Here is a 12,346-nt window from a genome sequence, read left to right on the forward strand (position 1 = left end):
GCCGTGCAAACCTATTGTTTCAGGGCAATCCGCCTCGATCTTATCGCCATTATCGCAGGTTCTGCCAGTAAAATACAAGAGCCGGAATGATCGTTTTTATCAAATTTATGATTGATTTATTCAAATCAATGGACTAACATAAGGGTGTTTTTAAGGATCATAAGACAAATCGCGCAGGAGGGTTTTCGTATGAGGTTGCGTTTCGAAGGGGATGTCGCGGAGCTGTTGCCGGGCATCGAACGGCTTTCGGAGGAGCTTGGCATTATGGTGGGAGAGGACGGCTTAACCGTCCGGGTCGAACGGTCGGAAGGCGAGCTGGAAGCTGGCCGCGATTCATCCGGCGCATATATTCGTTACAGCCAGAAGCATCAATTTTTCCGGGCATTCGGCCTGTTCGTTCAGCATAGCCGTCAAAGCGAAACCTTCCGCGTACAAGAGCGGCAGCAGTTCGAACGCGTCGGTCCGATGTTCGATTTGTCCCGCAATGCGGTTATAACGGTCGACAGCTTCAAAACGATGCTGAACAAGCTGGCGCTTATGGGCATGAACACGGTTATGCTGTACATGGAGGATACGTACGAAATTCCAGGCGAACCGTACTTCGGCTACATGCGCGGGCGTTATTCGCAAGCGGAATTGAAAGCGATTGACGATTACGCCGACCAGTTCGGCATCGAGGCTTTCCCTAGCATTCAAACACTGGCTCACCTGGAGGAATTTCTGAAATGGGAGCCGGTGAAACATTATAAAGATACGAAGGGCGCGCTGCTGGTCGGCAGCGAAGCGACCGATCGGCTGATCGAGCGCATGATCGAAGCGGCCAGCGCTCCGTTTCGCAGCCGCAAAATCCATATCGGCATGGACGAGGCCGAGGAGCTTGGCCGCGGCAAATATTTGGACTTGAACGGCCATGACAGCCGGTTCAACATTATGGTCAGCCACTTGGAGAAGGTGCTGGCGGCCGTCCGCCAGCGCGGTCTAAAGCCGATGATGTGGAGCGATATGTTCCTGAAGCTCGCTTCGGGCAACGGCGAGGAATACTATGATGCGGAGACGACCATTCCAGAGGAAATGGCGCGCCGTATTCCGAAAGACGTCGATATGGTTTATTGGGATTACAACCATATTGAACCGGGCGATTATGAGAAGCTGATCGCCAACCACCGGCCGCTCGGCTGCAATCTCGTTTTCGCAGGCGCCGTCTGGATTTTCAATACGTTCGGCGTTAACTACGGCTTGTCCCTGAACGCGACCGATGTCGCGCTGTCGGTATGCAAGCGGGAAGGCATTGGGGAAATATACGCCACGATGTGGGGCGACGACGGCAACGAAGGCAACCCTTACGCAGCGCTGCTCGGGTTGCAGCTGTATGCCGAGCATGCGTATACGGAAGGCAAGCCGACTGAAGAACAGCTTGCGGAACGCGTTAAATTTTGTACCGGCATCGAGAAGGACGCTTTCCTGTTGTTTAAAGATCTCGATGAAGTACCAGGCTCGGAGCCGAACAACAGCAAGCAAAGCAATCCGTCGAAGTTTCTGCTCTATCAAGACGTACTGCTAGGACTGTTCGATAAGCAAATCGAAGGACTGCCGATGAACGATCATTACGCCGAGCTGGAACGCCGCATTGTCGAGCAACGCGACAAGAGCGCCGCGCTCGACTACCTGTTCGACGTGCCAGAGAAGCTGAGCGCCGTGCTGAAGCGGAAAGGCGAGATCGGCATCGCTTTGAAAACCGCTTATGATGCCGGCAATAAGGAGCAATTGAAGGCAATCGCCACGAACGCGCTGCCCGCCATTGCGAGCGCCGTTCGCGAGCTTCGCGCCGCGCACCGTACGCAATGGTTCCGCATGTTCAAGCCGTTCGGCTGGGAAGTTATCGACATCCGCTACGGCGGGCTGCTCAACCGCCTCGACTCCGCTTCGCTGCGCTTGCTCGACTTTGTGGATGGAAGGATCGATCGCATCGAGGAACTGGAGCAGGAGCGTCTGGTATACAGCACCGTCAACCGCTTCAACCAGAAGGGGACCGGCTGGTGCAGCTATTACTACCGGATGGCTTCGCCAAACGTGTTTTTCCACGTCATTAATCCGTTCTAGGGTTGCTGGAAAACAGAAGCCCCGCTTGCTTGAGGGCATCGGGGCTTGATCAGGTTATGCTTTTGTTGCTTAAGCAGGTCTATTTAGGGATACTTGCCTTGCAAAACCGCGCGCTGGGACAGCGTGCGGTTTTCTTTATTAGGCGGATTATTCGGAAGGATTATTCGGAAGGACTTAGCTTACTCTCCTCAGAAGCCACTTCCCCTCTTGCTGAGTGCTCTCGCCCCCCTCAGGCAACGCCTTCTTATCTTCCAGCACTTCCACTTCTGCGAACTGACTATTTTTCAGCGTGCTGAATTGCCGCTTAACCAGTTGATTATGCGCTTGCAGGGGGTTATGATGCATCACTTTAATTTTCGCAGGCTCGAGATTCTTGTCCGTTTGTAAGCGTTTTATATTTGGGGGCTGCATAAATAGAGGATTTGTCAGATCCTCATAGAATTGCTTTTCTATTCCTTCTAACGAAAGCCGGTGCGATGAGATGAAACGACCGCTAGTTTGCAATGGACATCATTGGGTGTTGGGTAATTTTGCAGCTTGCTGCAAAGCTGATCGGAGGGATCTCGGTGAATGAAGGAAGGACGCGTTGGATCGTTATTGCGGCCTACGCTTGTCTAGCTGCAGCAACGCAGCTTTTATGGGTAACCTACACACCGATTACAACTGCAGCCGCAGAAAGCTGGGGCGTCTCTGTCGATGCGGTAGGCTGGCTTGCACAAGTCTTCCCTTTGCTTTACGTATTGCTGGCCGTTCCTTTTGGATACTGGGCTGACCGCCGATTCAAGCATTCGTTAGCTTACGGAGCATCGTTGACGGCCGTTGGCGCATTGATACGGGCAATTCCCGGTTATGAGTGGGCGCTAGTTGGGCAAATCGTCATCTCTATCGGGCAGCCGCTTGTCCTTAATGCTGTCAATAAGCTGGCGAGCCGGTATGTCACTCCTTCCAAAAGACCCGTTGCCATTGCGGCGGGTACAGCCAGCTTGTTTGTTGGCATTTTAATTTCTACGGTAAGCTCACCCTATCTGATGGCATGGGGCGGTCTTGCGTCCATTCATACCGCGCAAGCCTGTTTCGCCGTTGTGGCCAGCTGCGCCATGTTAGTGGCGCTTCGTGTTCCTGGGTTGTACGGCGACGAGCGGACAGAGGCGGCGGCTGCCATTCGATCCGTATGGTCGAAACCATGGGTGAGATTATACAGCTTGCTCTTGTTCGCGGGCTTCGGACTGTTCGTGACACTCACAACATGGCTGGAAGTGCTGTCTATTCCGGTTGGGATTGATTCCGCCCAAGTCGGCATCGGAATTGGCGGCATGACGCTGGCCGGGATTATTGGCGCAGCGATCATTCCGGGCTGGGCAGCATTCGGTCAACGCTCCCGCCTAGCGTTGGTTGTTTCGCTGCTGGCCAGCGCGGCGGCATTGACGGCATTGGCCCTCGGCCCTCCATTCTGGCTGTTTATCGCGCTGTTCGCTTTGGCGGGCTGCCTGCTGCTCGCCAACCTGCCCGTCATTCTCTCCTCGGCAGAAACCCGCTCCTCCCAAGGGGAGGCAGGCACAATTACCGGAGTGCTGCTTATGTTCGGCAATCTCGGCGGCATCGTGCTGACAATTGCAGTCCAACTGCTTCTAGATCATCGCCTGCTCGCAATCGGCTTATTGATCGCCGTCGTCCTGCTGGCCGCACCTTTTGCTTGGCGCTTCCCGAAAGGGCCGAGCCGTACAACGGCAAGCAAACCGGACAGCATGACTTCGGCCGCTCCGTAGTTTCTGCTCGTCGTGTTGTCCGATTGTCGTTTCTGTCGACGAAAAGAATAACTGCATAAAAGCACTTATTTTCCTCTTTAGGAACCCAAAAAAATCAAATAACTGCTTTTATGCAGTTATTCGCCCTCAAAGTGACTGGTTTGGAGAACGGGCCGGGTAAATAACTGCATTACCGCATTTATAAATAACGTCTAGTTTTGTGTGAATAAATGCAAAAATGCATTTATTGCTTACGCTGGTGTTCTAGCACACAGTGCTGCCAACAGCACTATACAAAAGCTTTGTGAGCGCACTGTAAGCAGTCCGAATAGTAGTGGAACCCGTAAAAATAGCCGCTATAAATCCTCAGCAGGTCCGTGCAATTAGTCGTCCATTTGTTATTAGCATTGCAAGAAATGCCTGCGAGTACGCATCCGGCCTGATAACCTCCCCTTTCACCTTTTCACCCTTTCACCCTCATCAGTCGCAACTTCCCGCCATAAGGAAAAAAGATAGGCGAGCGGCTTTATCTTCTCTTAACAAACTAGCGTTATGCTTTCAAAACAAGGCCGAATATAGAAAAAGAAGAGGAGTGGAATAGCCATGGGCATTCATACGTACTTTCAATCACTAAACGATCTCGAGCGCATTATCCGTTGTCCGGGCAAATTCAAGTTCGAAGAGCACAGCGTATCCGCTCATTCCTGGAAGGTTGTGCAGTACGCCAAAACGCTTGCAGATATTGAAGAAAGCAACGGCGTGACAGTGGATTGGAAAAAGCTTTATGAAATAACGAGCAGCCATGATTACGGCGAAATTTTTATCGGGGATATTAAAACACCCGTGAAGCATTACTCGATGGAGCTGCGCGGCATGCTGCAGCAGGTAGAAGAAGGCATGATCGCCATGTTTATTGAGGAGAACATCCCAGAGGAATTTAAGTCTATTTTTCGCAGACAATTGCGTGAAGGCAAGGACGATTCCGTCGAAGGCTTGATTCTTGAAGTGGCCGATAAGCTCGACCAAGTATACGAGGCGCTGACAGAGCTGCAGCGGGGCAATACCGAGAAGGAATTTGTCACGATGTATCGCGAAGCGCTTATCAAAATCAAAAAAATAAAGCTGCACTGCGTGGACTATTTTCTGGAGCATATCTTGCCGGACATTGTCAAAGAAAGCTCGCATTGCCCGATCGATATCAAGCAAATTACACAAGAAGCATTGGAACGCTAATCAACAATTTCCCGTTTCCCCCTCCCCTTCCCTTCGATAACTTACGGCTCACACCGCCGTTCCTCAACAAGCCAATCAATTCTCTTCAAAACAACTATCCCTTATCGAAACTTCTTATTAAGCCCCCCCGTTTTCACTTCTCGCTTCCCCATCCTTTTCGACCTTCTCACAAAACCCTCGTTTCAAAACACTTTTTGACTTTCGCCAAAATGTTGACTAGCATAGGGATAACGTCAATATCCAACATCTAGCAAAATTATGAAGGAGCGTGAGCCGCATGGCGAGCACGTATACTGCTGTCCCTTGGAGCCTCGGAACGTGGACAGTAAAGCCGGTTGCAGTCAAAGAGGACGGCCAAAACCTGAAAGTAATAGCCGAGAATGGAAGCGACTATTGGGAAAAAACATTATATGAATTCGAGCATCGGAATGGACATGCACTGCTGGCGCCATGGGAAGATAGCCAAGCTGTTGAAGTTACGTTCCAATTGGCCTCCTTCACGGAATTGTACGATCAAGCGGGACTCATGCTCTGGCAAGGACAAGAGCAATGGATTAAAGCGGGAATCGAGCTGAATGACGGCGTTCCGCACTTGGCGGTCGTCGTAACCGACGGCTTCTCGGACTGGTCGCTTGCTCCGGTACCTGAATGGGTCGGTCAAGAGGTGACTATTCGAGCCTCCCGCATGAAGGATGCGGTCATTATTAGAGCTCGCGCAGACGGAGGTTGGCGAACGGTTCGAGTCGCGCGCTTCCCTTATTCTCAAGGAAAACAAGCCGGCCCTTTCCTTTGCGCCCCAACTCGAGCAGGACTTGAAGTTGTCTTCACTCGCTGGATGCACGCCGAGCCCGATGCCGATTTGCACATCGATCCCCCTCATGAGGAGTAAGCTTCATACTTAAAACAAGGCATGCTTATAGCGTCAATTAACCCTATTGCATAAAAACCGCAACCCGATGATGAAGCGTCAGCAACGGTTTGATACCCATTGTTCGTTGAAGACAGCATTCACCGATGGTTGCGGTTTTTTGATATTGAACATTATTCCACTCTAAGCGATTTTACATTTTACAAAACTGCATTAGCGATCAGCAAGTCGAGCTTGCGAACGTCCACGCCTTTGTGCAGAACGATTTTGAAATGGCCTGCCTTTGTCCACAGCTCGATCTCCGCCGTCCGATCCAAAATATTGCCGCCATTTTCAGAGGACCACATATCGATGGAACTGTACGGCAAAGAATAGATTTCAACTTTTTTCCCGGTAATGCCTTGAGCATCGCGAACAATCAGTCGTTTGCTTGTGAAAATTGCCATATCGCGAAACGTTTTGTAGGCGGCAACAGGCGTTTCTCCCGGAACCAAAATGTTATGAACATCATTCGGAATCGGACATTCCGATACAAAAACCCATTCGATATTAATATGCGCTACTGCCATTTACTCCATCCCCCAGTATCAATGTTTTAATATTTCATTATTCTATCTATTTTTCTATATTCCTCCTTTTTTAATGACATTCCAACAATTTTCGACTTCTTTCAGTGGGAGGCCCGTCGGTATGAAGGTGAACAAGCTGGAGTATGTGATTTTGGATGCAATGGGCGTTATATATACGGCCGGAGACGATGTCGGCGAATTGCTTATTCCTTTTTTAAGAGCAAGGGGCTGCTGCTTGTCAGATAAAGACATTCAAACTCTGTATATGGACTGCTCGCTGGGCAGAATGACCTCAAAGGAGTTCTGGGAGTCGTCCGGTATCCTGTATGAAGAAACGACAGACAATGAATATATTCTGGGACATCGTTTGGCCCCGGGGTTGAATGAATTTCTAGAAGCGATGGCGGACATGAATATACGAGTGGCTTGCTTATCCAACGATGTTAGCGAGTGGTCTGTATTGTTGCGAAAGCAGCATCAATTGGAGGGTCATATTGAGCATTGGTTGATTAGCGGCGATTTGAACGCACGGAAGCCAAGCGAGGATATTTACAAAATGATGCTGGAAAAGCTGAATACGCAGCCAGGCTCTTGCCTCTTCCTTGACGACCGAATGGCTAATCTTGAAACGGCCGCTCGGTTGGGCATACGCACGCTGTTAATCGACGATCCCATTTCAACACTAAACGACGATAATCTAACCATGAAACACCAGACAGCACCTTCCCTTGAGAAGGCTTTGAAGCTTATTCGACTTATGCTTTAACGATTTAATTGCTTGGCTTGATTGTGATTTACTAAAATAATTCAAAGAAGCTCACGCGAAAACTGCGTGAGCTTTTTTTGCACAATATCCTCCAACGCACTTCTTTAGAATTTCTTTAGATTTATCCCCGTAAGCTCCTTAGAAATTTGATTTATGATAGCCTCATCAAGTTCCACGAATCGATGGCTGATCGCGCCGCACTCATCCGCCCAGAGAACGTATGAGCCGCTCGGCCATTGAAAAAAATAATAACGAAGGCGGGGATAACATGTCTTCTTTACTCTTTCTGCAAAAGTTTATGCATAACCCAAAGCAAGTCGGAAGCGTCGCTCCTAGCTCACGGTTTTTGGCCCAAAAGATGGTCGAAGCTGTGCCGTGGAAGGAAGTCGGGTCAGTTGCTGAGCTCGGCAGCGGCACCGGTCCCATCACGAAATTCATTGCCTCTAAAGCAAAGAACACAGCGAAAGTATTTTTGTTCGAAAAAGACGCCCACATGCGCAGCCGGCTGCAGGCGGAATACCCCGAGTTCGTCTGCGCCCCCGATGTCATCGAAATGATCTCCATCATTAAGCGTAATGGAGTTCATCAATTGGATTGCATCATCAGCGGATTGCCGTTTTTCAACTTTTCCCCGCGCTACCGGCAGCGGCTGATTCATCAAATCGTTGGCAGCCTGAAGCCTGGCGGCTACTTTATTGCCTTTCAATACTCACTCCAAATGAAAAGCGTGCTTGAGGAAGCTTTCGATGTGGAAAGCATTCAACTGGTGCCGCTCAATTTCCCTCCCGCATTCGTTTACTTCTGCCGCAAGAGGAATGTTCCGCTCGGGCAGGGAATTATTAAAAATGGCAAGCACCCCGCTCGGAGCTAGAAGAAGGGAAGGACGAACGCGATGCATACGATATTAATTGCCGACGACGATTCTGAAATTAGAGACGTCATTCACGTCTACCTGCGCAACGAAGGCTACAAGGTGATCGAGGCCGAGGACGGACTAGTGGCAATTGAACGTTTGCGTGCAAACCCGGATGTTAAATTGCTTATTTTAGACGTCATGATGCCTCGATTGGACGGAATCAAGGCATGTCTCAAAATTAGAGAAACCTCCACCGTACCGATTATTATGCTTTCTGCGAAAGAAGAAGCGATCGATAAAATTACGGGACTGTCTACCGGAGCGGACGATTACGTCACCAAGCCATTTAGTCCGCTGGAGCTCATGGCGAGAGTTAAAGCGCAGCTGCGTCGCCAAACCTATACGGAGCAAGTTACGTGCGAAGCCGTCATTACGATTGACGAGCTCATAATCGATAAAGCAAAACACGCCGTATCGGTCAGAGGCAAGACAGTCGCTCTCACGCCGCTTGAATTTTCAATTCTGGAGCTGCTTGCGGCTCATCCCGGCCAAGTATTCAGCGCCGACCGCATTTACGAAACCGTCTGGGAGGAACCGACCGGCTACTCGGAAAATACCGTCATGGTGCATATCCGAAATTTGCGGGAAAAGCTGGAGGAGCGTCCCCGAGAGCCTCGTTATATTAAAACGGTATGGGGAGTGGGGTATAAACTTGAAGGCTAAGCTGCATAACCGGTTAAGCGGAAAAATAACCATACGTATCGAAATGTTAGCGGCATTTATAGGAAGTTTGCTGCTCGCATCCGTTATCTCGCTGTTCGGAGTACGGCTGCTTCTACGCACCGAATTGAGCGACAGTGTTCGGCATTTGGCCCCATTCTTGTTCGTCGCAGTGTTTATCGTATCCTATTTTCTGTTCACCCGCCGAGTTGTCCGCTATTTGATTACGCTAGCCGACGGGCTGCACGTCATCTCTGAGGGCGATTTGAATTACCGTGTCCCACAGCAGCGGGCTGACGAGCTGGGACGCGTCGCTCGAGGGATCAACGCGATGACCGAGAAGCTTCAGCAGCAAATGCAGCGGGAACGCGAGCTGGAGAGAACGAAGATGGAGCTGATCACCAGCGTTTCCCACGACTTGCGTACACCTTTAACAAGTATGATCGGTTATTTGGAACTGCTGCGGACGAAGAGCTATCGTGACGAAGAGGAGTACGAGCGTTTTATCGAAAACACCTATAACAAGGCCATTTACCTCAAAAAGTTAATACATGATTTGTTCGAATACACCCGCCTTGCCTCGAACGATGTGCAACTGCACTTGCAGCCGACAGACGTGCGTGGGCTGCTTGGTCAGCTGCTATTTGAATTCGAGCCTTTTGCCGAGGAGCATGACGCCTCTCTCGCCGCAAACCTGACGGAATCGCCGGTGCTCGCCGACGTTGACAGCGAAAAGCTCGTTAGAGTTATCGAAAATTTGCTAATCAACGCCTTGAATTACTCCATTAAGCCCGGCATCATACGCGTATCGCTGCACACTGACGACCACAACGCTTATATTGCCGTTGAAAATAAAGGAATGCCGATTACAAAAGAGCAGGAGTCGAAGCTGTTCGACCGATTCTATAAAATCGACGATTCCCGAAAGAACGATGAAATCCAATCCGGTACCGGTTTAGGTCTGTCAATTTCTAGAAATATTATGGAGCTTCACGGAGGCATTCTCATGCTCTGGCATGAAGAAGGCCTGTTCAGATTTACCGCATCTCTTTCCTTAAGTAAGGCTCCGAAATCTTCCTCATAACCGCTTCGCTCATCCAGCCATTAGTAGCAGTACATCCTCCCGTTTTTACCATTCAACATTCCCATCGAATTTGTTAATCCCTTTAGCTAAGATTCATCATTCAGACAGCAGTTTGTCGGAATTCCGACAAATTGCTCCTCCGTGTTTGTTGAAAACGCATCCATTGAACTATAAGATAAGGGTGTTTGCTACCGGTCTTACCCTATTCGTCTCACAAAGGCATGGTCCGCCCGCCCGGCAATGGCGGGACCATTGCCGGGCGGGCGCTATAGGATAGCAGACGGTGGATCAGCACCTCTGATCGGTTGGCAGCCAGCAAAAAAATAACCTTACACTTCATTTCAACATTTATCTTTCCTACTATTCATTTCATTTCAAGGAGGATCATACACATGGGCAGATTAGCAGGTAAAGTAGCGATCATTACAGGTGCGGCAGGCGGACAAGGCGCGGCGGAAGCGAAGCTTTTTGCTAAAGAAGGAGCTAAAGTCATCGCTACCGATATGCAGCTGGAGCTGCTGCAAAAAACGGTGGCCGAAATTAACGCAGAATTTGGCGAGCAGGCCATTGCGGTTCAACATAATGTAACGAACGAAGAGGACTGGAAGCGCGTTGCCGACGAAGCGATTGCTCGTTTTGGCAAAATCGATATTCTCGTTAATAACGCTGGGATTCTCGGAAAACTGACTGGTGACATTGAGGAATATTCGCTCGATGAGTGGAACACGATGATGAACGTCAATGCAACAGGCAACTTCTTGGGCATGAGAGCCGTCATCGGAGAAATGAAAAAGAACAAAAAAGGTTCCATTGTTAACATTTCTTCGATCGCGGGGCTGGTCGGTCGTCAAGGCGGCGTTCATTACCAAGCATCGAAGGGTGCAGTTCGACTTCTGTCCAAGTCGGTTGCTGCTGACGCAGCTGCCTATGGCATTCGCGTCAACTCCGTACATCCAGGAACGGTAGCATCGCCAATGTCTAATCACATCCTTGCAGCCGATACACAAAACCTGTCGGCTACTCGTATTCCACTCGGACGCGTCGCTGTTCCGGAAGAAATCGCGTACCCGGTACTATTCCTGGCCTCGGATGAAGCCAGCTTTATTACAGGTGCAGAGATTGTCGTTGACGGCGGAGAAACTTCGATATAAACTAGTTTTTTTAAAACCAAACGCCTTCAGGAAAGGCAGTCCCTCCTAACTGGAGACTGCTTTTCCGAAGGCGTTTTTTTGGCTTTTTATACGCTGACACGATGCAAAAGAGGGCTGTCAGCCCTTTTAAAATTGGTCATGCTGCGGCGTTCTTTGTTTCATGCAGGTAATCGGCAATAACGAGTTGTTATGGATCTGCTCGCACAAAAAAGAGGCCGAGTATTTAAAGTTGGTGGTCATCCAATACTTAATCAAGCTGACCGTCGATGAAGTATGGTAAATAACGCTCATCTCGTAATCCAGCCTTTGGTCTTTGCTATCCTTAATAAGAATGACTTCCTCCATAAACATCGTCATAAGCAGTTGCTCGATCCGCTCAAATAAGCTCGGTTTGCTCGAAACCTTGGCCAATGCTTGAAATAAGTGCTGATGCTGCTCGATGTGCCGGCAAATGAAGGTCGTCATAATGACGCCTTCCTGGAGCGAAATCAGCTCCTGCTGTTTGAACGGCTCGCGCAGCGCTTGCGCAATTCCGTGCAGGGCGTCGTAGAACATATCCTCCAGCAGCTCTTCCTTATTTTTGTAATGAAAATAAAAGGTGCTCCGGTTATAGTCGGCCCGATCGGAAATTTCCGATACCGAGACGCTGTCGGGCTCGTTGCTCTCCAGAATTAAATGGATGTAAGAGGTTTTTAAAACATGATTCGTATGTAAATGCTTTCGGGATTGACGAGTGGTGTCCATGTTCACTACTGCCCCTTCCGCTTGATGTACCTTTCACTTGAATGTTGCGGGACGTCCGCGATTCTAATCATACCATAGATGCGATTTGCATCAAAAAGCAAGGGATGAGCGGGATTGGAGCTTCTAAAAAGCGGCTTGTCTGGCCGTCTCAGGCTAACGATAAACGCTCGACTTTTTCCCGAACCTGGACGCCGTTCGCGCACTATGCTAGGCCGCCAATAACTTCCTATTTGCAGTTATTTGCTCCAGATATAGCCGACAACGATACAATAACTGCATTTTCGCAGTTATTTCCTGGACAGCGCCGCCTTTCGCGCACCATTCCAGCCCAATAACTGCCTTTTTGCAGTTATTTGTCCCATACGCAGCCGATAGTGGCGCAATAACTGCATTTTCGCAGTTATTTCCCAAACATGCCGCCTTTCGCGCACCATTCCAGCCCAATAACTGCCTTTTTGCAGTTATTTGTCCCATACGCAGCCGATAGTGGCGCAATAACTGCATTTTCGC

General features: G+C 49.6%; 12 protein-coding genes. 9 read left to right on the forward strand and 3 right to left on the reverse strand.

What is annotated here, in order from left to right; genetic code table 11:
• Positions 1-189: 189 nt before the first annotated feature.
• From ACFVTB_RS15095 to ACFVTB_RS15110, 4 genes are all read left to right on the forward strand, one after another.
• Positions 190-2,100 carry a beta-N-acetylhexosaminidase gene (locus ACFVTB_RS15095; protein WP_387750438.1) on the forward strand — a complete coding sequence of 637 codons (1,911 nt, stop codon included), beginning with the start codon at positions 190-192 and terminating at the stop codon, positions 2,098-2,100.
• A gap of 566 nt (positions 2,101-2,666) precedes the next feature.
• Positions 2,667-3,866 carry an MFS transporter gene (locus ACFVTB_RS15100; protein WP_387750441.1) on the forward strand — a complete coding sequence of 400 codons (1,200 nt, stop codon included), beginning with the start codon at positions 2,667-2,669 and terminating at the stop codon, positions 3,864-3,866.
• 582 nt (positions 3,867-4,448) lie between these two features.
• Entirely contained in the window at positions 4,449-5,078 is a 630-nt protein-coding gene (locus tag ACFVTB_RS15105) for a YfbR-like 5'-deoxynucleotidase (protein WP_387750444.1), read from the forward strand.
• Between the two features lie 277 nt (positions 5,079-5,355).
• Positions 5,356-5,967 carry a DUF1349 domain-containing protein gene (locus ACFVTB_RS15110; RefSeq protein ID WP_387750447.1) on the forward strand — a complete coding sequence of 204 codons (612 nt, stop codon included), beginning with the start codon at positions 5,356-5,358 and terminating at the stop codon, positions 5,965-5,967.
• A 179-nt stretch (positions 5,968-6,146) separates the two neighbouring features.
• On the opposite strand, the gene ACFVTB_RS15115 is transcribed toward ACFVTB_RS15110, so the two are convergent.
• Positions 6,147-6,515, reverse strand: a complete 369-nt coding sequence (locus ACFVTB_RS15115; protein WP_387750450.1) for a PH domain-containing protein — start codon at positions 6,513-6,515, stop codon at positions 6,147-6,149.
• A 121-nt stretch (positions 6,516-6,636) separates the two neighbouring features.
• Between ACFVTB_RS15115 and ACFVTB_RS15120 the strand changes: the two genes are divergently transcribed.
• The 5 genes from ACFVTB_RS15120 (at position 6,637) to ACFVTB_RS15140 (ending at position 11,092) form a co-directional block, all read left to right on the forward strand.
• The gene (locus ACFVTB_RS15120) at positions 6,637-7,281 is read left to right on the forward strand and encodes an HAD family hydrolase (protein ID WP_387750452.1); all 645 of its coding nucleotides are present in this window, start codon (positions 6,637-6,639) and stop codon (positions 7,279-7,281) included.
• Between the two features lie 268 nt (positions 7,282-7,549).
• Positions 7,550-8,152, forward strand: coding sequence for a class I SAM-dependent methyltransferase (locus ACFVTB_RS15125; protein WP_387750455.1), 603 nt, complete (start codon positions 7,550-7,552; stop codon positions 8,150-8,152).
• Positions 8,153-8,173: 21 nt separating this feature from the next.
• On the forward strand, positions 8,174-8,860 hold the full coding sequence (locus ACFVTB_RS15130; protein WP_387750458.1) for a winged helix-turn-helix domain-containing protein: 687 nt from the start codon (positions 8,174-8,176) through the stop codon (positions 8,858-8,860).
• The gene (locus ACFVTB_RS15135; RefSeq protein ID WP_387750461.1) at positions 8,850-9,941 is read left to right on the forward strand and encodes a sensor histidine kinase; all 1,092 of its coding nucleotides are present in this window, start codon (positions 8,850-8,852) and stop codon (positions 9,939-9,941) included. Before ACFVTB_RS15130 ends, ACFVTB_RS15135 begins: the two co-directional genes overlap by 11 nt.
• A 392-nt stretch (positions 9,942-10,333) precedes the next feature.
• The gene (locus tag ACFVTB_RS15140; RefSeq protein ID WP_387750464.1) at positions 10,334-11,092 is read left to right on the forward strand and encodes a glucose 1-dehydrogenase; all 759 of its coding nucleotides are present in this window, start codon (positions 10,334-10,336) and stop codon (positions 11,090-11,092) included.
• A 126-nt stretch (positions 11,093-11,218) separates the two neighbouring features.
• On the opposite strand, the gene ACFVTB_RS15145 is transcribed toward ACFVTB_RS15140, so the two are convergent.
• Together ACFVTB_RS15145 and ACFVTB_RS15150 are read right to left on the reverse strand one after the other, a co-directional pair.
• Positions 11,219-11,836, reverse strand: coding sequence for a TetR/AcrR family transcriptional regulator (locus ACFVTB_RS15145; RefSeq protein WP_387750467.1), 618 nt, complete (start codon positions 11,834-11,836; stop codon positions 11,219-11,221).
• 207 nt (positions 11,837-12,043) lie between these two features.
• The coding region (locus ACFVTB_RS15150; protein WP_387750470.1) for a hypothetical protein at positions 12,044-12,346 on the reverse strand (303 nt) is incomplete at its 5' end.

It is taken from the genome of Paenibacillus sp. NPDC058071, assembly GCF_042885235.1.
In the GTDB taxonomy this organism is placed as follows: domain Bacteria; phylum Bacillota; class Bacilli; order Paenibacillales; family Paenibacillaceae; genus Pristimantibacillus.